Raw genomic sequence first — 22,208 nt, 5'->3', positions numbered from 1 at the left:
TGCTTTAATGCTAAGAAGCAAGCGAATAATCATTGACTATGTCTCCAATTATCCATTCTTTACTAGATACAGACTTGTACAAATTTACGATGTTACAAGTGGTTTTGCATAAATTCCCGCAAACCCATAGTGTCTATCATTTCCGCTGTAGAAATTTAGAAGATACTGTCTATCCACTAGTAGATATTTTGGATGATTTAAACGAGCAACTCGACTATTTGTGTAGCCTTAAATATAAAGAAGATGAGCTTCAATATTTACGTAAATTACGCTTTATCAAAAGTGACTTTGTTGATTATTTAGAACTATTTCAACTGAAACGACGTTTTATTCAGGCTAGCATTGATGCAGAAGGTCGTTTGGATATTCGTATTGAAGGTCCAATGGTCCAGGCCATGATGTTCGAGATTTTTGTTCTGGCAATTGTAAACGAGTTATATTTTAGCCGTATCAAAACAGACCAAGTTTGGGCTGAAGGCGAACGCCGGTTACAAGCAAAACTTGATTTGATTCAGCAATATGAAAAATCTCAACAGCCGAATGATCCACCGTTTTTAGTTTCTGATTTTGGTACACGCCGTCGTTATAGCTTTGCATGGCAAAAGCATGTCGTAGCGGCATTTCATAAAACTGTACCAAATGTGTTCCGTGGTACAAGTAATGTGTTGCTGGCTAAAGAGCTTAACATTACACCAATCGGGACCATGGCACATGAGTTCCTACAAGCTTTTCAGGCACTTGATGTACGTTTGCGTGATTTCCAAAAAGCTGCTCTGGAAACGTGGGTACAAGAGTACCGTGGAGATTTAGGAATTGCCCTAACCGATGTGGTAGGGATGGATGCTTTCTTACGCGACTTTGACCTGTATTTTGCCAAACTCTTTGATGGTTTACGTCATGACAGTGGCGACCCGTATGAGTGGGGCGATAAGGCGTATGCACATTACCGTAAATTAAAAATTGATACCAAAACCAAAATGCTGACCTTTAGCGATGGCCTTAATTTGCCAAAGGCATGGGAATTGCATCAGTACTTTAAAGATCGTTTTCAGGTGAGTTTTGGCATTGGAACTAATTTGACCAATGACATGGGGCAAAAGCCGCTGAATATTGTGTTGAAACTGGTTGAATGTAATGGTCAGTCAGTTGCGAAAATCTCAGATAGTCCGGGTAAAACCATGACTGACAACGATACTTTCTTGGCCTATTTACGTCAGGTTTTTGAAATCGAAGAACTTGAAGAAGCGGTTTAAGTAAAAAGTAGTCTCGCTATTTTTTATTTTTAAAAGTGAGAATGCTGATATCTGATTTGCTGCTAAAGTGTAGCAGAAAATCAGAGTTTGTTAGATATATGCTTATGCTAAGATTGAAAATAAGCTGGTATAAAAAGAAACCATGACGATGACACTCCCTGATTTTAAACTCGATTTATTAATAGAAGCAGAAGAATTAGTGCCTTATTTAGGCAATGAATATATTCGCATTATAGATTTGAGCCGTGCATCGGTTTATGAACAACTCCATATTCCACATGCCATTCATTTACAGCCTAAATGGTTAGTGGCTCAGCATGAAGAAGCAACTGGTGTTTTGCCGGATGAAGCGGGTTTACAAGCACTTATTGAAAAATTGAATATTTCACCTAATCATCATGTCGTAGTGTATGACGATGAAGGCGGGGCATGGGCTGGGCGTTTAATCTGGAATTTGCATTGCTTAGGATTTACCCGTACCAGTTTAATTAACGGTGGTATCCATGCATGGTTAGGGGCAGGCTTACCCACTACAGCAGAAGTCGAAAAAATTTCTCCTGTTACAGACTTAATTCAAATTGATTTATCACATGCTGCTCAGTTCAGAGTGAACTATGAAGAGCTACGCAAACAAGTTGAACAAGAAAGTGTGCAACTATGGGATTGCCGGACGAGTGATGAATATAGTGGTGTCCGTTTAGCAGCGCGACGCGGCGGTCACATTCCAAATGCCCTCCATTTTGAATGGAGTACTGCACTTAATCGTCAAAATCATCTAAAATTGCATCCGCTTGAACGCACGCGGCAGCGCCTTGAACAACTTGGGTTCGATTTACAACAACCTGTAGTTGTGTACTGCCAGTCACATCACCGTTCCGGTTTGGCCTATATTCTGGCTAGACTCTTGGGCTGGGAAGCAAAAGCCTATGATGGTGCGTGGAGTGAATGGGGCAATCGCCTCGATAGTCCTATTATTACTGGAGAATCACCCTCGTGAGTTTCACATCTCGATTAAAAAAAGAATTATTTATTAAGGCACAAAACCTTGTACCACAGCACCAATTGAGCCGTGTGGTAGGTAAAGTTGCTGCGAGTGAAAATCCAGTTGTGAAAAACGCTGTTATTCATGCGTTTAAAGCTAAGTATGGGATTGATTTATCGATTGCTGAACAAGGCAATGCACTGAAATATAAATCTTTTAATGACTTTTTTACCCGTGCATTAAAAGAAGGTGTACGTCTAATTGATGAAAATGCAGATAGTATTGTGTCACCAGCGGACGGTGCAATTTCCCAAATTGGTAAAATTACTGCGGGTGAAGTCTTTCAAGCCAAAGGTCAAAGTTTCTCTGTAGAGAAATTAATTGGTGATCCGCAACTTGCTCAGCCATTCCAAGATGGTGAGTTCGCGACAGTTTATTTATCACCACGCGATTACCACCGTGTTCATATGCCGTTTGCAGGTACTTTAACAGAAACGTTATATGTGCCAGGCGAGCTATTTTCGGTAAATCAGGTCACTGCTGAAAATGTACCGGGATTATTTGCTCGTAATGAACGTATGGTGTGTTTGTTTGATACTGAACTTGGCCGTATGGCTGTTGTTCTAGTGGGGGCGATGATTGTTGCTGGTATTGAAACTGTGGCAACAGGCAAGGTAAAACCTTCAGGTCGTATCGAATTACAGCATCATCAGTTAAAGCTAGAGAAAGGTGCTGAGCTTGGACGTTTTTATTTAGGTTCTACAGCCATTATTTTATTTGAAAAAGATAAGATCGAATGGGAACAACGTTTTAAAGCTGAGTCTGTGGTTGTAATGGGTGAGCGCATGGGACATACAGTTTAGTAAACGATATAATCACCATAAAATAAGTAAACCCTGACTTTAATTATTCAGGGTTTATTTTTTTAATTTAAGTTATATAAAATTAAAATATATAACTATGTTTTGACTTATATTATATAGAAAAATAATTATTATTAAGTGATCTAAATGAGTACGTTATATGAGCTAGTCTATAAATATGTATCTGAAGAGAGCAAAAATATTAATATGATTAAAAATTAATAAATAAAAATAGAATGAAATATTTAAGTTAGACTTAAGTCGAGGTTTTAATTTTATTTGAAGATAAGTTATTAAATCTAAAAAAATTATTTATTTTTTATAACCATGAAGCGCTTTTTTGATATTACACCACTTTAGCCTTGGCACAATGCTTGCTACTTGTTTAGGACTTTACTGTAACTTTCATATTTTTTAGGTTCTGAAATCATGTTAAAAGTTAAACGCCTGACAGCTTCGGTTTTATCTGTACTTTGTATTTCACTCACCCATGCCAATGATTTTAAAGTTTTAAATCAAATTTCAAAACAGCCTACTCAACTTCAAAGTGGCGAATATAAAGGTAATTATTATGTTCCCTCTACTTTAAATACCATTACATGGGGCTATTTACCAAATCGAGATGCTAAACCCGTGCTTACTGTTCCGTCGGGTAGTGTAGTGACATTCGATACGGTTTCTCATGAAGGTTTACTTGAAGATCAGGGGCGTAATGCTGAAAAGTTCTTTAAATCGAAGGGTGTAAATTCTAATCAAATATTGGAAGATGCAAAAACAATTACACAGTCAAATTTAAAGCATGATTTTCATAAAGATGGGCCGCATATTGTGACAGGCCCTGTTGCCATTGAAGGCGCACAGCCCGGTGATATTTTGAAAGTTGAAGTACTTAAAGTTGAACCGCGTGTTCCTTACGGTGTGATTTCAAATCGACATGGTAAGGGGGCTTTAGTAGGGGAGTTTCCTAAAAAAGCGAAGCAAGAAAATGCATCGGCTGAACATCCTGAACGCTATGGAAATGTATCGATTTTCACCCCAATTGAAAAAAATGCACAAGGTGAATATGAAGGGGTATTAAAAACAGAATCTGGTAAATCAATACGTTTTCCGCTGTATCCTTTTATGGGAATTATGGGGGTAGCAGCCAATACATCTGAGCCGGTTCACTCTGTACCACCTGCAATGTATGGCGGAAATATTGATATTAATGAACTAGGTACAGGTTCAACCGCGTATTATCCTGTTCAGGTTAAAGGTGCATTATTCTATACGGGTGATAGCCATTTCGCGCAAGGCGACGGAGAGGTGGCATTAACGGCACTGGAAGCTTCAGCCCGCGCCACGCTCAAATTTACCTTACTCAAAGCAGGTAAGGACAAAATACCGGGCAAAGATTTAAAACAACCCTTAGCTGAAAATGCTGAGTTTTGGATTACGCCGGGACTTGATGAGGATTTAGATGAAGCCATGAAAAAGTCTACACGTGAAGCCATTCGTTTCTTAAACCAAGAATACGGTATTGATGAAGCGACAGCGTATGCCTATTTAAGTGCCGCAACTGATTTTGAAGTTTCACAAGTAGTAGATAAAACTAAAGGTATTCATGCAAAAATCAGAAAAGCTGATTTTAAAGAGTTTGAGCGTAAATAATTGAGATGATCAGAGCTTGGTATTTAAAATATTAAATACCAAGTTAATCTTATTTTAACTATTTATAAGTATTATATAATTTATAATTAAGTATAATGAATATCACACATATTTATTAGTATAAAATCTAATGCAATCACTTCCAAACGTTCTACTATATCTTGCTGCTTTATTAACATTCTGTGCCGCATTACTTCATTTTGTTTGTGTGTTCTGGGGAGCAAATGGTTTTCGGTTTTTAGGGGCGGGGAAAAGTATTGTCCAGATGGTTGAAAGAGGGCACTGGTATCCTAATTTTACAGCTATAACTGTGGGGTTAATTCTAACTGTATGTGCTATTTATGCCTTCTTTGCAGCAAAGGGAATACAGGTATTACCATTTACTAAACTTATTTTGTCACTTGTTTCAGCGGTTTTTCTTATCCGTGGTTTTGCTTTTTCATGGTTAAAGTCAAAATTTGTGGGAAATAGTGATTTATTTTGGTATGTCAGCTCAGCCTTTTGTTTAATACTCGGCGCTTTATATGCCGCAGGCGTATATTTAATTTGAAACGAATATATTCTAAGTGAACTAGAGTGAATAATTTTAAAAATTAAAAAGGGAGCTTAGCTCCCTTTTTAATTATTTAGTCCAGCCATATTTTTTGAAAATAGCATTAGCTTGCTGAGACGATAAGAACTCTACAAAACGTTTAGCCTCGGCATCTTTTAAACTATGTTTAGTTAATGCTACACCTGTGTCACGATAGACAACTAGCTCTGGTTCGATAGGGATAATTTGTCCAACATCTGGGTTACTAACTCCCCAAATATTAAAGACTAACCAAGCATCATAGCTGCTATTTTCTTCCCAGTTTTTCTTGGCAATCCCTGTGTTGGCTGCATAGGTGGCAATATTCTTTCGAAAAGCTTTTGTTAATTGAATATTTCCGGTTCTGCCAGCGATATCTTCCCACATACCGACTTGACCTGCACCATGTGTAACTAAAACTTTAATATTGGGTTTAGCTAGGTCTTTAAATCCTTTAATATTTTTAGGATTTCCTTTGCGTACTAAAATGGCTGCGGGGCGTAAATATAAAGGTTCCACCGAGTCTTTTATAATTTGCTCAGAAAAGGTATTTTCGAAATCAGACATCATGGCTTCGGAACCACTATAGATAACATCTGCATTTAGTTTCGCTTTTTCAGACCATTGAGCAGTAGGACCAGAAGTCACATGGACTGCTATGCCAGTTTTATTGGTGAATTGTTTGGCGGCTTCTTTCATGGCGGGTGCGGGCCCACCTGGACCATAGACTTGTACGTCTGCAAAACTATGGATAGATAGAGAACCGAGAATAAGAAAAATCAGGTAGGGTATAAATTTTTGTTTTGACATTTTAATCACTATAGTAATTAAGAAAATATCAGCATATATTTTTTATTATTGAAATTGGATTAATTTTTGCAACGATATTTATAATACATTTCTTTGAAATATATTTAATGAGATTTTAAGAGACTATATATAAATGTAAATTATTTTGAGTTGAATATAAATATAGAAGATTCTATGGTAATTTATATTTTATAAATTAATTATTTAAATAGATGTAATGTAAATAATAGAGGAGTAATCCCTTGATTAGAAAAAGTAATTCTTTTTTAAAAATTTTATTTAGCAGTATTTGTTTGGTGTCTGGCTCTGCTATGGCTGCTCAAATTACTGATTTGGGTAAGCAAATTGTGAGCGAAAAACCAGGCTCCATACTCTCGATAGCACAACAAGATGTGACAGATTTATTTCCTCATGCAGATCAGCGCTTGTTGGTTAATTATCGTAGTCGAGGTATTCAGGGCGAGCCTATTGTTGCATCGGCTTTTATTTTATTACCGAAAGGAACACCACCAAAAAATGGCTGGCCGATACTGGCTTGGGCACATGGGACGACAGGAGTTGCTGATACTTGTGCACCTTCGGGTGACTATGTGGGTGGACCAGTTCACTCATATCAAGAAGTTGCTTCCAAAGCTTTAGATGGTTGGCTTGCACGTGGCTATGCAGTTGTTGCACCTGATTATCAGGGCTTAGGTACATCAGGCGGGCATCCTTATATGAATGCAAAGAGCCAACTACATACGGTTGTCGATGCAGTGCGTGCATTGCATTTGCTTAAGCCCAAGAGCTTTAATAAACAGTGGTTGGTGATGGGGCACAGTCAAGGTGGGGCTGCGGCAATTGCAGTGTCTGCCTATGGTCAAAAAGATGCACCTGAACTAGATTTAAAAGGGGCAATTGCTCTTGCGCCAGGCGGCTATCAATATGAAGGCATTGCAGAATATGTGAAAACTAATCCGAACCCAGAACCTAGTGTGGCAGCATTTTTCCCGATTGTGTTATTGGGAGCACAAGCAGCAGAACCAAGTATTGTTCCTGAAAACTTAGTCAGTGCAGAAATGAATGCGGTGCTAACTCAAGCGCGCAGTCGCTGTTTATCTGAACTTCAATCTGATTTGAAGAAGTCTCCTTCTAGCATATTTCTGCCTAATGCAGACTTAAAACCTCTTCTGGCTTATCTAAAACAACAGTCCATTGAAAATATGGTGCCGACTGTGCCATTAATGATTGTTCAAGGTTCTAAAGATCATTTAGTCGACCCTAGAGGCACATCTGCTTATTATCAGCAGTTATGTAAATTAAAAAAACCAACTATATATCAAACGATTGATGGCGGAGATCATCGTGATGCATTACGCCAGAGCAATACTTTTGCCACTAGTTTTTTAAACGTAATAGAGAAAAATCAGACAAAATCGTATTGCTCCAATTTTAAGTAAATTGGTTTAAATAATACAAAAAAGCCGACTTTTCATGAGTCGGCTTTTTTGTATGTGCAGGGAATAGTTTTAGGTCATGTTATATAGTCTTTCTTTTGGAAAAACTGCGGTAAATGTTGATCCCTCGTTTTCTTTAGACTGCACATCTAAATACGCACCGTGTTGCATAAGCACATGTTTTACAATTGCTAAGCCTAAACCTGTACCACCTGTTTGACGGCTACGGTCGCTGTCCACACGATAGAAGCGTTCAGTCAGGCGTGGTAAATGTTTAGGATTAATTCCGATGCCCGTGTCTTGTACACTAAAGTAAGCATGTTCGCCATCATCATGCCAGCCAATGGTAATGGTTCCACCTTTTGGCGTGTACTTGATGGCATTGGTAATTAAATTACTAAATGCGCTGGCAATTTCCATGTCGGAACCAATCAGGTCGCAGTGGCTATCAATGTGTAAATTGAGCGTATGTCCATAATCGGCATTATAGGCCTGAGCATCATCAAATAATTGATTCATTAAACTCGGCATTTCAATAATCTGATTTTTCGCAATTTTCTTGTTATTTTCTAAATTTGATAACAACAGTAAATCATTGACCAAAGCATTCATACGCTTGGTTTGTGACTGCATTTGATCAAAGGCACGTTTCCAGCGTGGACTAATATCTTCCTGATCGGTAAATGTTTCGATATAACCACTCAGTACGGTTAATGGTGTACGAAGTTCATGTGAAATATTATCGACGAAGTCTTTACGCATTTGCTCAAGGTTATGCATACGAGTCACGTCGTAAGCTACTAATAAACGACTTTCTCCACCAAATCGAGTGAGCTTAACCTGTACATAACGGTCATCATCAAAATTGGAATGGAGTTTAATCCCATCGGGTGCCTGATCAATATTGTTAAAATATTCAATAAAGGTCGGCTGACGTAAAATCGTTAAGAGGTTTCGGCCACGGTCAAGTGGACTAATCCCTAATAAACGCTCTGCGGCTGGGTTCCACCATTCGATTTGATGTTGATCATCAATTAGAACTACGGCCTCAGCAAGGGCAACTAAGGAAGATTGTGCTCGGTCAATTAAACCGACCATTTCGGCCTGAACAATTCGTTCCTGACGCTGAGCACGGTAAACATTAAATAATAATGCACCCCAAATCCCGTTAAGATTTGGAGGCACATCATAAGGTTTATTGGCAATCCAGTCATTGACCAGATATAAAGAACGCAACTGGAGTGTAAAAAACACCACGAAGGCGATAAAAATACAACTCCAGAAATACCCGACACCTAAACCGACTAAACCGGCAATAATTAGAAAAAATAATAAAAGCCGTAAATCTTGTTTGGCAAACGTCCATAAACTACTGTAACGAGAAAGTTTTTGTTCACGTACCTGTTCAGGGACGGGGTAGGGTTCATACATAAATCTTGGTTAACCTGCGGCTAAATCTGCACGTGTTGAGAAACGGTAGCCAGTTCCACGTACAGTCTGAACAAATCGGTCAACACCAAAAGGTTCTAAGACTTTACGCAAACGACGGATATGCACATCGATAGTGCGGTCTTCAATATATACATTACCGCCCCATACCTGATCGAGCAACTGGGCACGCGTATATGCACGCTCTGGATGGGTCATAAAAAATGCAAGTAAGCGATATTCAGTTGGGCCCATATCTAAAATGCTGTTGCCAAAGCTAACACGCTGGCTTACAGGATCAAGAATTAAACCATTGGCATCAATTGTTTTTTCACCACTTAATGCATTTGCACGGCGCAGAACTGCCTTAATACGTGAAACCAGTTCACGTGTTGAGAAAGGCTTCGTCATGTAATCATCTGCACCCGCATCAAGACCTTGTACTTTATGGTCTTCTTCTCCACGAGCGGTGAGCATAATCACTGGAATTTCTGCTAGGTTCTCATCACGTTTTAAGCGGCGACATAAATCGACACCACTTACGCCTCCAGGTAACATCCAATCAAGCAAGATAAGCGCCGGACGTTGGTCGACGATAATTTGATGAGCCTGTTTGGCATCTTCAGCCTGTAAACACTGAAAGCCTGCCATGTCCAAAGAAGTATGGATCATTTCACGAATAGGGAGCTCATCATCGACAATTAAAATATAGTCATCTTTCACAGCGCAATATCCTATAGATTTAACGGTGAACCGTTTTGTAGTTATGACAGGCTTATTACAAAGATTAATTATGACAATTTCATTGCAGAAAAGTCTATAAAATTGAATTTAGCAATAATTTGTGACAAAACCAAGGCAAAGGCATGACCAAATGATGACATATAAACTTTAAACTTCTTAAATTCATTCAATGGGTTATTACCATAATTGCTTAACCGGTTTTTCAGATTATTAGCTGTCAAAAAACTTTAATATTATTTTGAAACTTGGGCTAATAGGGATAAGAAAACAATACGGCATGCGGTTAAAACCTGCTCAAGAGACTGCTCAAATCCTCCCATGACCCATCGAATCGCAATTTGAGTGACATATCCATTCAAGCCAGTTGCGATTAAAGAGAGCTCATTTTCATGGTGTTGAATTTGCGGCATGGTTAGCATAACAAAGGCCTGAATCATGCGATCAAATTGCGCAAGCGTTTCTTGAATGGTGGCTTGATTATGTAATTCTTGTACCAAAACGGCATCGACATAGATGATACGAGCTAATCTTGGATCATCTTTTAAGGTGGTCAGCAGTGCTCTTAAACCCGCATCGACCATTTTTTCTGGGTCGGGTGCAGCTTTAATCACGGCTTGCATCAGATTTTGCTGTAATTCTTCAATCATTTTTAAAAAGATGGTTTGGAATAAATCTTCACTTTTCTTAAATGATTCATAAAAATAACGTTCTGTGAGTTTTGCCTCTTGGCAAACATCTTTTACCGTCACTGAAAAAAAACCGAGCGTTCCGTAGGTCGCAATACCTGCTTCAATCAGTTTTTCACGGCGTGCCTCTTTACGTTCAGATAGAGATAACCCTTTGAACTGACGTTCTTTACTCACACTTTTTGTTTTCTTTTTACTGGTTGAGTCGTTAGTCGCCATAAATAAGTCGTTTCCTAAAGATTGGTTTCCTAATTTATAGGTTTTGGCCAAATATGCTCACTATGATAAAGCCCTCAGAAGAATTGTGCCATTCTATCTGAAATTACAGTGTACTATATTGACAATGGATATTGTCAAAATTATATTGAAGATGTCTGAACTGCACATGCAATGAACCGACTGTGCAAATATCGAAAAACAAAGGATGGACAATGAAAAATTTTAAAAACAAAGTCGCTGCAATTACGGGCGCGGGTTCTGGCATTGGGCAACAGTTAGCAATTCTTTTGGCAAAACAGGGCTGCCATCTTTCGTTGAGTGATATTAATGAAAAAGGATTACAACAAACTGTCGAGCTTTTAAAGCCTTACAGCAATATTACTGTTACCACCAAAAAGCTTGATGTGTCTGACCGTGAAGCGGTAAAACAGTGGGCGCAAGAAACTGTGCAAGATCACGGTTCTGTTAACCTGATTTTTAACAATGCTGGCGTTGCGTTAGGCTCGACTGTCGAAGGCGCAACCTACGAAGATTTAGAGTGGATTGTTGGGATTAACTTCTGGGGTGTCGTATACGGTACTAAAGAATTTTTACCGTTCATTAAGCAAACTCAAGATGGGCACATTATTAACATCTCGAGCTTATTTGGTCTAACTGCTCAACCAACCCAATCTGGCTATAATGCAACTAAATTTGCTGTGCGTGGCTTTACCGAATCGTTACGCCAAGAGTTGGATATTGAAAAAAGTGGCGTAAGTTCTTTGTGCGTACATCCGGGAGGCATTCGCACCAATATTGCTAAAGCTGCAAAAATGAGTGACAGTTTGACTAGTTTAGGTATGGACCCGACAAAATCGATTCAAAACTTTGACAAGCTACTTCGTACTCCTCCAGAAGAAGCTGCCCGTCAAATCTTGGATGCTGTTTTGAAAAATAAACGCCGTTTATTGATTGGTAGTGATGCAAAAATTCTTGATGCATTCCAGCGTTTATTCCCGACCGGATACCAACGTGCTTCAACCATTGTGACTAAGTTAATGAAATAATTTTCAATGCAAAAAAGCCATCAATTGATGGCTTTTTTTATAATATTTAAATAGTTCTAAATAAGAACTTTGATCGTCTTTTTCTTCCAGATAAATTGATAATACAAGCCTTGAATAATACATAGACTGACAAATGCCAAGGCATAGGCAACCCAAATGCCTTTAAGTCCCCACATTGAGCTAAACCAGTAAGCACATGGAATCTCAATAAATAAAATGGCAGAGATGTTAATCAGCATTGGAACAGTCACGGTACCGCTCGCACGCATGATAGATGCAAAAATGGCACCTGCGCCAAAGAATAAAATTGCCCAAAGTACAATAAATAAAAGCTGCTGTCCTAACACCACCACAGTTGGGTCTGTGATGAATAAAGCCATCAAATATTTTGAAAATAGATAACCAAGTGCAATTAAGGTACCTGTAAATAAAAAGTTCATTCCCAGAGCCGTGCGAGTTACTCGTGCTAAGAGATCTGATTTACCCGCACCAATCGCTTGCGCTGCAAAAATTGAGGCTGCGATGGAGATCGAAATCGCTGGAAACTGAATGTAGTTGAGCACCTGATTCACTGCACCATACGCTGCTGTAGCATGTGAACCATAATGGTTAACCAACCCAACAATAACTAAACCCGCCATTGAGGTCGTAATCATTTGAATACCAGTTGGGACGCCTAAACGTAAAATGATTTTACTCAGTTCTGGATTATGACGAATATGTTGCAGAAGTTGACGATTCGGCCGGAGTGGATGATTTTTCTTATTTAGATAAATCGCGAGAAAAATCAAAATAGCCACATAACCCATGATCGTTGCGATTGCTGGAGCAATAATCCCAAGAGCAGGTAAGCCAAAATAACCTTTAAGTAATATTGGGGTAATTACTAAACCAATTACACTTGTTAGAGCAAGGGCCAGTAAAGGGGTTGTACTATCTCCCACACCACGTAAAATTGAGGTATAGATAATATAAACGAACAGAAGTGGGCTACCTGCCAGCATCCATTGCACATACGGCAAAGAAAGATGCATGACCTTGGGATCTGTACCTAAAAGCTCCAAAATATCATGAGCGAAAAACACACCGATAATCGCGGTAATAATTCCGCCAATGATGGTCATAAACAGGGTAGAACCAACCACACTTTGGACCTTTTCTATATTTTGCGCGCCCCATGCTTGTCCTACTAAAACAGTAGTACCCGTTGAAATCCCGATGATAAAAGCGAGGAGCAAAAATAAGATAGGAAAAAAAACCGAGACGGCAGCAATCGCATCAACTCCCATCATTTGACCAACAAAGATGGTGTTAATAGTTCCCGACAAGTTCTGCAAAATATTGGTTGCAATCAAGGGTAGCAAGAAAACAAAAAATGTTTTCCATAGATTTTGCTGTTGAATTAAGGACTGTCTTGGTGGCATGTATTCTCCATCGCCCATCTCTTTGTTGAGCTGGGCGGATATTCAACTTAGCATAGTTGGAGCGAATGACTTGTAGTATTTTTACAGCGCTAAGTGGCTAAATTTATTAACATTGATTCAAAATTTCTCCTGCTTTTTTCAGAGTCTCATCATTTTTAGCAAAGCAGAATCGAATCAAGCGTAAAGACTCAGGCGCTTGCTGATAGAAAACCGAAACTGGAATAGCCACAATCTTATGTTGTTCGGCAAGAAACTGGCACATTTCTACATCGTTTAAGTCGGGACGAATTTGACTGTAATCGAGGTTTTGGAAATAAGTACCTTGAGAAGGTTTAAGTAAAAAACGACTATTATGAATTGCCTGATTAAATCGATCTCTTTTCGTTTGGTAAAACTGCGAAAGCTCTTGAATATGTTCTGGATGTTGCTCCATATATTGTGCTAGAGCAATCTGACAAGGAGTCGTACCACAGAAGTTCGCATATTGATAAATCTGGCGGAATAAACGCATCAGTTCAGGTGAAGCGACGCAGTAACCTGTTTTCCATCCCGTCACATGAAAGGTTTTTCCAAAAGAACCAATTACAAAACTACGCTCTCTGAGCTCTGGAAAATGCAATGCACTAAAGTGTTGTTGACTATCAAAAACTAAGTGTTCATAGACTTCATCGGATAAAACTAAAATATTTTTATCTTGAATCAGTTCAATGAGTTCTAACCAGTCTTGTTTATCCCAGATCGTACCTGTTGGATTATGGGGAGTATTCACCACAATCATGCGTGTTTTGTCATTGATCAAATCTTTAACCTGTTGCCAGTTCACCTTAAAGTCGGGTGCTTGCAGGGCAATATGAACCGCTTTGCCGCCTGCTAATTCGACAGAAGGGCCATAACTATCATAACTTGGGTCAAAAATAATGACTTCATCACCTGCATTGATGCAGGCTTGTATGGCACAAAAAATTGCAATGGTTGCACCGGGAGTAATCGTGATTTGAGTAACAGGATCAAGTTGAATTTGATCACGCTGCTGAAATTGTAAAGCGAGTTGCTCCCGTAAACCGAGAATACCATCGCCAGGCGGGTACTGATTATGTCCAGCTAAAGTCGCTTGAGATAAGGCTTCAAGTAGGGCTTGTGGCGCCGGAAAATCTGGAAAGCCCTGTGACAGGTTGAGTGCACCTAGACGATGTGCCAGTGCCGTCATGGTACTAAAAATAGTCACGCCTTGAGTGGCCAATTTTGACTGTAGCTGAAGCATATTGTTCTCTTATTAAAAATATTTAAAGTTATAAAATTGATTCAATCACTGCCCGAATTACACCGAGTGTCAAACCAATAAATGCACCCACTACCACACCATTTACACGGATCATGTGCAAGTCGCCACCGACTTCATTTTCAATTTTCCCGATCATTTCACGTGAGTCCCATTCATGAATGCGTTCACTCACATAGCGTATGATTTTATGGCTATACTGATCCGTAAAATTCATGGCAAGTCCTGTCATTTCTTTGTTGAGAACTTCACGTACTTTTACATTTTGAACAAGGTTTTCACCGAGCTGCTGAATCGCAGCCCGCAGGTTCATTGCAATGCCAGAGTCTTCTTTCATTAAATCTTCTTTAATGGCATCACACAAAATGGTGACAGCACCACTAATGAAATTTAGAACTTGAGGACTATCAAGGAGCGCATCTTTACCACTGTTAAGACGTTGACTGGCAACACTATCGGGTTTCGCTAGTTCCAGCATGAGTGAATGTGCAATTGTTTCAATTTCTTGCCGCCATGGGTGTTCATGGTCTGCCAGCATCGATTCTACTTTTTCAACCAATGAGTCGATGGTACGTTGTTGAACATCAATTCCAATCCAGCTTGCACCTCTTGCAAGTGACCAGACGCCTAGTGCTTTAAACATTTTTCGGGTTAATTCACGAGTTTTATCTGGATTTTGTACGACCCATTCATGAGCGATATCGAGACCACGCTGTAAAACGTCTTGGTGGAAATCATTTTCCAATACCGCGCGTAGCATCTCACTGGCGAGTTTGTTGACTTGGGTATTACGTACCCATTGCACACTGTTGTTTTGCACGAAATTAGCAATTTGCTCTTGGCTCACAAATTCAAAAATTTTCGGTACAGTTTGCTGAATGAGCTGCACTACTTGAGTATTGTTTTGTGGACTTGCCAACCATTGACCAATTGCGAGACTTAAGTCTGTTTTTTCTAAGCTTCTTTCGACTACTTGAGGCGAAAGAAAATTTTCCTGTACAAAACGGCCCATTGACTCTGCAATGCGTGCCTTATTGCGCGGAATAATCTCGGTATGGTCGCGTAAAAACTTAGGAATCGGTAACTTACCAAAAGGGTTCCGAAACAGAACTGTAATCGCGTACCAATCGGCTAGACCACCAACTACACCTGCTTCGGCCCCTAGCATTAAAATATGAATAAAACCTGTGTACTCTGGCAGAAAACGGTCGGCTACCATCAGTGCAATCCACAGCACAACGACGATGATTAGCGCTAGGGTAGCAAAATATTTACTACGTTTAAGACTGGGCACGTGGTGAACTTCTTCTGCCATGCTCATAAATTTATCCTATTCATTTTTGTTTTACTGGAGGCTCGGGCGGTGGCAACAGCGCTCCTGTCGGACTCAATCCATATTTTTGTCCGATTGATTTCAAGATCAAGGTTGCATCAAAAGCGTCTTGAGGAGCCTGCTTTTGATCCCGATAACATTCAATAGTATACGACACTTGAACAGGGTCGATATTGACCACTTGTGGGAAATCATAGAATGGATCATGCCAGAAACCCGGATAGCGACGACCATAGCCATAAGGATAAAAGCTCGGCGCAGATGGATAAACCACAGCCTGACGTGGTGGTTTCTGACTTTGGTTACTTGGGTCATTCAGTACTTTAAAAAAGCGGAAACCTTTTTGCACGGTCGTTTGTGCTGATTTTACCAAAGTGATTTCTTCAGCTGCACCGTAACTCATATTCGGATCGGCTTGGAAACTAATACGAAACGTTTGCGCATTTAAAGGGTATGCGGAAAACTGGCCAAGTTGATCAAAGGTTTTTGGTTTACTTGGAGTCGTCGCACAAGCAGTTAAAGTTAAGGCAACGCCTAATGCTAAACAAAGAGAGAGATATTTCATGGTGAACTCCCAGCTGAGCATTAAAACAAAGATGACTCAGCATTAAAAATTAATAAGCTTTAAAAACTACTGTTCGGTTCTAATAAAAATTCGGTTTCCTCTGGAGTAGAAACACGCCCAAGAATGGTATTGCGATGAGGATAGCGTCCAAATTGATCAATAATGACTTTATGCTTTTTCTCAAAGCTTAAGTTAATTTCATTGCCAAGACGTTGAAATAGTTTCAAGGCAAATTCATGGATCAATTTTGATTCACTATGCATAAACGGCATATATAAAAAAGAGCGTTGCTCTGGATTAAGCTGTGCGTCTAATTGCAAACTAATTGCTTCTTGTGCCAAAGCTAATGCCAAGCTGTCATAGGCAAAAGATTGGGGCTGATCACGATAGATGTTGCGAGAAAACTGGTCTAGTACAATAATCTCTGCCAAACGACCTTCTGCTGTTTTTCGCCAAGACCAGAGTTCTGCTTGAGTTGCCTGTCGATGAACATCAGAAAAATTTTCACGGATTTTTTTGTCAAAATCATCACTTTTTGCAAACCAAAGTGAACGGTGTTCAGGAGAAAACCAGAAGTTTAAAATGTCTTGTTCGTTCATGATATTGACAACTCTTTAGCAATTATTCTTCAATAAAATCACAATTCTTTCGTGTCTTAAATAACAAGATTGTGATAAAAATTGCCAAACTGGAATGATGTGATTATATAAGTAACCGTATCATCTCACGATTTTGTATATAGTGATCTTTAATAAGCGAGCAAATGCATGAGTCAACCCACTACACCATCTCAATCAGTTATTCCTGCTTGGGTGGATTCGTCGCTACTACAAGGCATGTTACGTGGAATAGAGCGTGAAAGCCTACGTATGCAAAGTAATGGGTTCTTATCACAAGAGTTACATCCGAAAGCATTAGGTTCAGCGTTAACACATCCAAAAATTACGACTGATTATTCAGAAGCGTTGATGGAGTTTATTACTTCACCTAAGGCAACCATTGAAGAAGCTCTGCATGAGCTTACCGATATTCATGCGGTTGTGCATCGTCATTTAGAAAATGGTGAAAAACTCTGGCCGCTGTCTATGCCATGTATGTTAGACGACAATGAAGAACGCATTCGTCTAGCGCAGTACGGCACCTCTAATATTGGTCGTTTTAAAACACTATACCGCCGTGGGTTAGGAATTCGATATGGTCGTCGTATGCAGACCATTTCAGGGGTGCATTACAACTTATCTTTCCCAGATACACTTTTTGCTGAGCTACAAGCTCATGAAACTGACGAACAATTAAAATCATTAAGTTTGCAGGGTTACCGTAGCCATCGTTATTTTGGTCTTATTCGTAATTTTATCCGTTTAACGCCACTGGTTATGTTTTTGGTGGGTGCAAGCCCAACGGTATGTCGCTGTTTCTTGACCGGACACAAACATCAGTTGTTGCCTTTAATCAAAGGTTCATACTATTTACCGTATGCTACAGCACTCCGTATGGGGCGATTGGGCTATCAAAACTCAGCCCAAAAAAGCTTAGGTATTCATTACAACAATTTATGTGGTTATTTGGATGGTTTACAAAAAGCCGTTCATTCTCCTTACCCACCATTTAGCCGTTTAGGGTTAAATGATGCATCTGGTGAGCCGTTGCAAATTAATGATCATGTTTTGCAGATTGAGAATGAATATTACAGTCTAGTACGTCCAAAACAGGTGCCTCAAGCAGGTGAAACACCGTCTCAAGCTTTAAAAAATCGAGGCGTGGGCTATGTTGAGTTACGTGCTGTAGATGTAAATCCATACTCGGCAATTGGCATTGATGAAACGACAGCAGGCTTTCTTGAAGTGTTAGCACTTTATTGTTTGTTAAGTGATAGCCCAGACTTGTTATGTTCTGAGCAAGACTTGGTTGAGAAAAACCAGACAGAGGTGGTCAACCGAGGTCGAGCGCCAAACGCCACCATTACAGATTTAACTGGGTCATATCACATCGAAGATTGGGCACGTTTACATATTGCAAAAATGCAAGATTGTGCACAGCTACTTGATCAGACCTATGCAACGGACTTGTATGGTTCAGCTTTGGCGGTCATGCAAGCACGAATTGATGAAGTTGATGAAACTTTATCTGCCCATGTCATTGACGATACGTTAAAGCATGGTGGAACTTGGAGTTTTGGTAGCCACATGGCTCAGTTACATGCTGAAAGTTATGAACAGCATGAGCTTAGTGTGGAAACTTTGAAACATTTTGAACAGTTGGCTGCGCAATCTTTACAGCAGCAAGAAAAACTTGAGCAAGATACCAAGATCAGTTTTGATCAATATCTTGAACAATATCGATAATAAAACGAGGTTTTACATGCGATTAAGTTACCGTTTGGTGAGTGGACTACTTGTTTTAGCAAGTATAGTCGGCATGTCTTTTGCGTTGTATCTGGAACATGTAAAAGGTTTAGAGCCATGTCCGCTCTGTATTTTTCAACGTGTTGGCTTAATGGCGATGGGCCTTGTAGCACTCATAGCCTTTTTGCATAACCCAGTTTCCAATGCGATTAAACGTTTTTATGCATTTTTAGCAGGCATTGGAATTTTATGGTCAGTGGGTGTGGCAGGACGTCATGTCTGGTTGCAACATTTACCACCAGATCAAGTACCAAGCTGTGGCCCAGGTTTAAATTATTTAATTGATGCCTTACCAATGAAAACGGTTTTACAAGAAGTATTGTCGGGTTCCGGTGAATGTGCAGCAATTGATTGGACCTTTTTAGGTCAATCTTTACCAGTTTGGTCATTGGTCTACTTCCTCTTACTATTACTGGTCTGTTTATGGCAGTTATTCCGTTTTTATCCAGTATTTAAGACAACCAAAAAAAGAGCTTAAAGCTCTTTAAAAAAGCCCAACACTATGTTGGGCTTTTTATTGCTTAGGAATAGGTCAAAATATAAGAAAACAAATTCAAAAAAAGAATAATGATATAGACAGATAGGTCTGTTTTTTATAAAGTGCAGCCGTTTTATATCCTTATGATTATAAAAAATGCTTTTTAATATCTTTAATGTTTTGGAAAAAATAGGGTTAAGTGCGCAGAAACGTGCCGTCCATGTGCAATTTTCTAATGAACGACTCAATAGCCAAGTTTTTTTACAACGTATAGAAGGCCAACATCAGCTAAATGGGGGATTGGAAGCTGAGTTGATCTGCCTTTCAACGAGTGCCCAAATTGCATTGAAGCAGTTTATAGGTGTGCAAGTTGCCGTTGATCAGGTCACTGATTCTGGACAATTATTTCGAACTACTGGAATTGTGACAGAAGCGAGTTATGGCCAGAGTGACGGTGCTTTAACGCTTTATAAACTCACCTTAAAAGACGCGACAAACTTATGGCACAAGCGCCGTAATAGTCGTGTTTTTATGAATAAAAGCATTATTGAAGTCACGGAAGTTTTATTTAAAGAATGGCAAGAAAGAAGTCCACTTTTTGCGAAAAGTTTAAGTCTCGATCTCAGTGGTTTAAGTCAGAGTTATGATATTCGCCCATTTATCATGCAGCACAATGAGTCTGATTATGACTTTCTTACACGCTTGTGGCGAAGTGAAGGTGTTAGTTGGGTAATTGATGAAGCAGAGCTTTTTGTCCCTCATTTTACTGCACCAATACAAGCGCAAAAACTAAGACTCATTGATGACAATAGCCAGTACCAAGCTTTAGAACGACGCAGTATTCGCTATCACAGAAGTAGTGCAACAGAATATCAAGATAGCATTACAGGTTTTGTTGCGGTGCGGACTTTGCAGCCGACTGCTGTACATGTGCAACGTTGGCAACCTGATGCTCTAGCACATGAAGAAGGTGTAGGTTCAGTTATCACTACACACCTCCATTCAGAGCAATTTGATTCAGCGAGTTTGAGTCTTGAACAAGCATGGCATGTTAGTCCTGCTTGGATGCAAGATTTGAAAGGGGAAGATCAGGCCACTGCTTCAAGTAGTAATCAGCTAGAGAAATTAAATCAGCACTTCACTGACATGTATGCGAGTCAGGCCAAATACTTTAAGGCCTATAGTAGTGTCCGTGATAGCCAAGTTGGTTATTGGTTTAACCTACAGGAGCATCCTGAAATTGATCAGCATGAAGGGGCTGATCAAGAATTCCTGATTATTGCTAAAAATTTCTATAACCAAAATAACTTACCAAAAGATTTACATCAGCAAGTTAGCCAGTTGTTAACCCAAAGTCGTTGGGATAAACATGGTTATGATGATATTGAGCGCCAAGGTAATGAGCTGACCCTAATACGCCGTCAGATCAAGACGGCACCTGAATATAATCCAGAACAGCATCGCCCAATTGCTTACCCGCAAAGAGCCAAAGTCGTGGGGCCAGAGGGAGAAACTATTCATGTTGATGAATGGGGGCGCATTAAGGTGCGTTTTCTATTTACCCGTAGTGATGATCATGGGCACGATGGTGGCGCAGGTAGCAATGAGAATGATACCGACTCAGCTTGGGTGGATGTACTGACTCCTTGGGCAGGCGAAGGCTATGGTGCACGTTTCTTGCCACGTATTGGAGAAGTGGTTGTCATTGACTTCTTTGATGGCAATATTGATCGTCCATTTGTGACTGGGCGCATCCATGAAGCGCAGCGCTCACCAACCAAGTTCGATGTGAAAGGGCAGCTTCCTGATACTAAAAAACTGAGCGGAATTCGCAGTCAGGAAATCAGTGGTAGTGGCTTTAACCAATTACGCTTTGATGACACAACGGGGCAAATTAGTACCCAATTACAAAGTAGCCATGCAGCGACGCAACTGAATTTAGGCAATTTAAGCCATCCGAAAGAACAAGCGACGAGTCAGAGTCGTGGTGAAGGCTTTGAGCTAAGAACAGATGCTTGGGGAGCTGTGCGTGCAGGTAAAGGCATGCTCATCAGTACCTATGCACAAGAGCAAGCTCAAGGACTTCACCTTGATGCGAATGAATCCAAACAGCAGCTTGAAGGCGGGTTAAACAACAGCAAAGCTCTAAGTGAAGTTGCTAAAAATCAGCAAACAGATCCATTGGAAGTTCTTGATCATTTAAAAACCTTTTTAGATCAGATTGAACAGCGAGACAGAGATAAAGCTACTGCATTTAAACAAGCGATTATGGTGTTAAGTGCACCAAATAGTATGGCCCTTACTAGTAATGAAAATATCCATCTGAGTGCAGATGGACATATTAGCCAAACTGCTGGTGATAGTATTAACCTGAGTACTCAAAAGAATTTTATTGCTCATGCCCAGAATAAGATAAGTTTTTTTGCAGCTCAAAATGGAGCAAGAATGTATGCAGGTAAGGGCAGAATTGAGTTACAAGCACAAAGTGATGGTACAGATATCATTGCACGAAAAGGGATACAGATTATTTCAACAGAAGATAGAATCGAAATAACTAGCCCAAAAGAAATTATACTCACTGCGGACGGTTCACAACTCAAGATTAATAGTTCGGGTATTTTCCCTGTAACTGGGGGCAAGCTTGAGGTTAAAGCAGGTCAGCATTTATTTATGAGCGGTGCAAATATTGTTGTTCCCAAGATAAGCTTACCTACTATAAAAACACCTTATAGTAATAAAATTAACTATAACTGGAATATAAATTCGGAAGATAAAAAAGAACTATTTATTATAAATAAAAAGAACAATAGCCTTATAAAAACCCATAAAAATAAGCTTGATAAGAATAATAATTTAAGTTCATTACGGTTTTATACACCAGAAGAAGCAGACTTTACTGCAATGATTTTTAATTCAGATTATATTCAGTTAAAGCAAAATATGCCTGATAGTGAAAATATTGATGAGCTTTTAGAGGAAACACTTTTGTATGACGAAGAAAATGATGACGTCTATACAGAAGAGGAGTTTTGATTA

Annotated in this window: 19 protein-coding genes; 10 read left to right on the top strand and 9 right to left on the bottom strand. The window is 39.5% G+C overall.

The annotated features are described in order from the left end of the window. Positions 1–38 precede the first annotated feature (38 nt). The 5 genes from pncB (at position 39) to RFW85_RS04945 (ending at position 5,298) form a co-directional block, all read left to right on the top strand. The gene (gene pncB / locus RFW85_RS04965) at positions 39–1,253 is read left to right on the top strand and encodes a nicotinate phosphoribosyltransferase (RefSeq protein WP_170247982.1); all 1,215 of its coding nucleotides are present in this window, start codon (positions 39–41) and stop codon (positions 1,251–1,253) included. Positions 1,254–1,401: 148 nt separating this feature from the next. Continuing rightward, positions 1,402–2,250 (top strand): sulfurtransferase, encoded by an 849-nt coding sequence (locus tag RFW85_RS04960; protein WP_032006659.1) that lies wholly within the window; start codon positions 1,402–1,404, stop codon positions 2,248–2,250. Next, a complete protein-coding gene (asd, locus tag RFW85_RS04955) occupies positions 2,247–3,098 on the top strand; it encodes an archaetidylserine decarboxylase (protein WP_170247983.1) in 852 nt (283 codons plus the stop codon). Before RFW85_RS04960 ends, asd begins: the two co-directional genes overlap by 4 nt. Positions 3,099–3,527: 429 nt before the next feature. Beyond that, positions 3,528–4,748: an acetamidase/formamidase family protein gene (locus tag RFW85_RS04950; protein WP_170247984.1), complete on the top strand. Its 1,221-nt coding sequence runs from the start codon at positions 3,528–3,530 to the stop codon at positions 4,746–4,748. A 130-nt stretch (positions 4,749–4,878) separates the two neighbouring features. After that, on the top strand, positions 4,879–5,298 hold the full coding sequence (locus RFW85_RS04945) for a hypothetical protein (RefSeq protein ID WP_170247985.1): 420 nt from the start codon (positions 4,879–4,881) through the stop codon (positions 5,296–5,298). 72 nt (positions 5,299–5,370) lie between these two features. Here RFW85_RS04945 and RFW85_RS04940 read toward each other — a convergent pair whose 3' ends face one another. Further along, positions 5,371–6,129 (bottom strand): AcfC family putative adhesin, encoded by a 759-nt coding sequence (locus tag RFW85_RS04940; protein ID WP_309171216.1) that lies wholly within the window; start codon positions 6,127–6,129, stop codon positions 5,371–5,373. 242 nt (positions 6,130–6,371) lie between these two features. Between RFW85_RS04940 and RFW85_RS04935 the strand changes: the two genes are divergently transcribed. Next, positions 6,372–7,568 (top strand): alpha/beta fold hydrolase, encoded by a 1,197-nt coding sequence (locus RFW85_RS04935; protein ID WP_216076499.1) that lies wholly within the window; start codon positions 6,372–6,374, stop codon positions 7,566–7,568. Positions 7,569–7,637: 69 nt separating this feature from the next. On the opposite strand, the gene phoR is transcribed toward RFW85_RS04935, so the two are convergent. The 3 genes from phoR to RFW85_RS04920 all read right to left on the bottom strand — a co-directional run bounded on the left by phoR (position 7,638) and on the right by RFW85_RS04920 (position 10,642). Continuing rightward, on the bottom strand, positions 7,638–8,996 hold the full coding sequence (gene phoR, locus RFW85_RS04930; RefSeq protein ID WP_068564604.1) for a phosphate regulon sensor histidine kinase PhoR: 1,359 nt from the start codon (positions 8,994–8,996) through the stop codon (positions 7,638–7,640). Between the two features lie 9 nt (positions 8,997–9,005). Then, the gene (gene phoB / locus RFW85_RS04925; protein WP_000650776.1) at positions 9,006–9,716 is read right to left on the bottom strand and encodes a phosphate regulon transcriptional regulator PhoB; all 711 of its coding nucleotides are present in this window, start codon (positions 9,714–9,716) and stop codon (positions 9,006–9,008) included. Between the two features lie 254 nt (positions 9,717–9,970). Then, positions 9,971–10,642 carry a TetR/AcrR family transcriptional regulator gene (locus RFW85_RS04920; protein ID WP_031949648.1) on the bottom strand — a complete coding sequence of 224 codons (672 nt, stop codon included), beginning with the start codon at positions 10,640–10,642 and terminating at the stop codon, positions 9,971–9,973. 212 nt (positions 10,643–10,854) lie between these two features. Between RFW85_RS04920 and RFW85_RS04915 the strand changes: the two genes are divergently transcribed. Beyond that, complete coding sequence (locus RFW85_RS04915) at positions 10,855–11,688, top strand: SDR family oxidoreductase (RefSeq protein WP_039766441.1); 834 nt, start codon at positions 10,855–10,857, stop codon at positions 11,686–11,688. Positions 11,689–11,744: 56 nt separating this feature from the next. On the opposite strand, the gene RFW85_RS04910 is transcribed toward RFW85_RS04915, so the two are convergent. The 5 genes from RFW85_RS04910 to RFW85_RS04890 form a co-directional block, all read right to left on the bottom strand. Beyond that, positions 11,745–13,112, bottom strand: a complete 1,368-nt coding sequence (locus RFW85_RS04910) for an MATE family efflux transporter (RefSeq protein WP_216076500.1) — start codon at positions 13,110–13,112, stop codon at positions 11,745–11,747. Between the two features lie 106 nt (positions 13,113–13,218). Then, on the bottom strand, positions 13,219–14,373 hold the full coding sequence (locus tag RFW85_RS04905; protein WP_170247989.1) for a pyridoxal phosphate-dependent aminotransferase: 1,155 nt from the start codon (positions 14,371–14,373) through the stop codon (positions 13,219–13,221). A 28-nt stretch (positions 14,374–14,401) separates the two neighbouring features. Continuing rightward, complete coding sequence (locus tag RFW85_RS04900) at positions 14,402–15,712, bottom strand: DUF445 domain-containing protein (protein WP_005078711.1); 1,311 nt, start codon at positions 15,710–15,712, stop codon at positions 14,402–14,404. Positions 15,713–15,725: 13 nt separating this feature from the next. Then, positions 15,726–16,289, bottom strand: coding sequence for a hypothetical protein (locus tag RFW85_RS04895; protein ID WP_086265697.1), 564 nt, complete (start codon positions 16,287–16,289; stop codon positions 15,726–15,728). Positions 16,290–16,348: 59 nt separating this feature from the next. Further along, on the bottom strand, positions 16,349–16,888 hold the full coding sequence (locus tag RFW85_RS04890; RefSeq protein ID WP_309171215.1) for a DUF924 family protein: 540 nt from the start codon (positions 16,886–16,888) through the stop codon (positions 16,349–16,351). Positions 16,889–17,056: 168 nt separating this feature from the next. Between RFW85_RS04890 and gshA the strand changes: the two genes are divergently transcribed. From gshA to RFW85_RS04875, 3 genes are all read left to right on the top strand, one after another. After that, the gene (gene gshA / locus RFW85_RS04885; protein ID WP_309171214.1) at positions 17,057–18,634 is read left to right on the top strand and encodes a glutamate--cysteine ligase; all 1,578 of its coding nucleotides are present in this window, start codon (positions 17,057–17,059) and stop codon (positions 18,632–18,634) included. 16 nt (positions 18,635–18,650) lie between these two features. Next, complete coding sequence (locus tag RFW85_RS04880) at positions 18,651–19,172, top strand: disulfide bond formation protein B (RefSeq protein ID WP_309171213.1); 522 nt, start codon at positions 18,651–18,653, stop codon at positions 19,170–19,172. Between the two features lie 156 nt (positions 19,173–19,328). Beyond that, complete coding sequence (locus RFW85_RS04875; protein WP_309171212.1) at positions 19,329–22,205, top strand: type VI secretion system Vgr family protein; 2,877 nt, start codon at positions 19,329–19,331, stop codon at positions 22,203–22,205. Positions 22,206–22,208 lie beyond the last annotated feature (3 nt).

It is taken from the genome of Acinetobacter sp. 12966 (assembly GCF_031196995.1).
Classification (GTDB): domain Bacteria; phylum Pseudomonadota; class Gammaproteobacteria; order Pseudomonadales; family Moraxellaceae; genus Acinetobacter; species Acinetobacter geminorum.
Note: the sequence above shows the minus strand (reverse complement) of the source record. Positions and strands in the feature narration are given on the sequence as shown.

Coding starts and splice junctions, on each gene's coding strand:
- pncB (WP_170247982.1), top strand. CDS start 39: ATGTCTCCAATTATCCATTCTTTACTAGATACAGACTTGTACAAATTT.
- RFW85_RS04960 (WP_032006659.1), top strand. CDS start 1,402: ATGACACTCCCTGATTTTAAACTCGATTTATTAATAGAAGCAGAAGAA.
- RFW85_RS04950 (WP_170247984.1), top strand. CDS start 3,528: ATGTTAAAAGTTAAACGCCTGACAGCTTCGGTTTTATCTGTACTTTGT.
- RFW85_RS04945 (WP_170247985.1), top strand. CDS start 4,879: ATGCAATCACTTCCAAACGTTCTACTATATCTTGCTGCTTTATTAACA.
- RFW85_RS04940 (WP_309171216.1), bottom strand. CDS start 6,129: ATGTCAAAACAAAAATTTATACCCTACCTGATTTTTCTTATTCTCGGT.
- phoR (WP_068564604.1), bottom strand. CDS start 8,996: ATGTATGAACCCTACCCCGTCCCTGAACAGGTACGTGAACAAAAACTT.
- RFW85_RS04920 (WP_031949648.1), bottom strand. CDS start 10,642: ATGGCGACTAACGACTCAACCAGTAAAAAGAAAACAAAAAGTGTGAGT.
- RFW85_RS04915 (WP_039766441.1), top strand. CDS start 10,855: ATGAAAAATTTTAAAAACAAAGTCGCTGCAATTACGGGCGCGGGTTCT.
- RFW85_RS04910 (WP_216076500.1), bottom strand. CDS start 13,112: ATGCCACCAAGACAGTCCTTAATTCAACAGCAAAATCTATGGAAAACA.
- RFW85_RS04905 (WP_170247989.1), bottom strand. CDS start 14,373: ATGCTTCAGCTACAGTCAAAATTGGCCACTCAAGGCGTGACTATTTTT.
- RFW85_RS04900 (WP_005078711.1), bottom strand. CDS start 15,712: ATGAGCATGGCAGAAGAAGTTCACCACGTGCCCAGTCTTAAACGTAGT.
- RFW85_RS04895 (WP_086265697.1), bottom strand. CDS start 16,289: ATGAAATATCTCTCTCTTTGTTTAGCATTAGGCGTTGCCTTAACTTTA.
- RFW85_RS04890 (WP_309171215.1), bottom strand. CDS start 16,888: ATGAACGAACAAGACATTTTAAACTTCTGGTTTTCTCCTGAACACCGT.
- gshA (WP_309171214.1), top strand. CDS start 17,057: ATGAGTCAACCCACTACACCATCTCAATCAGTTATTCCTGCTTGGGTG.
- RFW85_RS04880 (WP_309171213.1), top strand. CDS start 18,651: ATGCGATTAAGTTACCGTTTGGTGAGTGGACTACTTGTTTTAGCAAGT.
- RFW85_RS04875 (WP_309171212.1), top strand. CDS start 19,329: ATGCTTTTTAATATCTTTAATGTTTTGGAAAAAATAGGGTTAAGTGCG.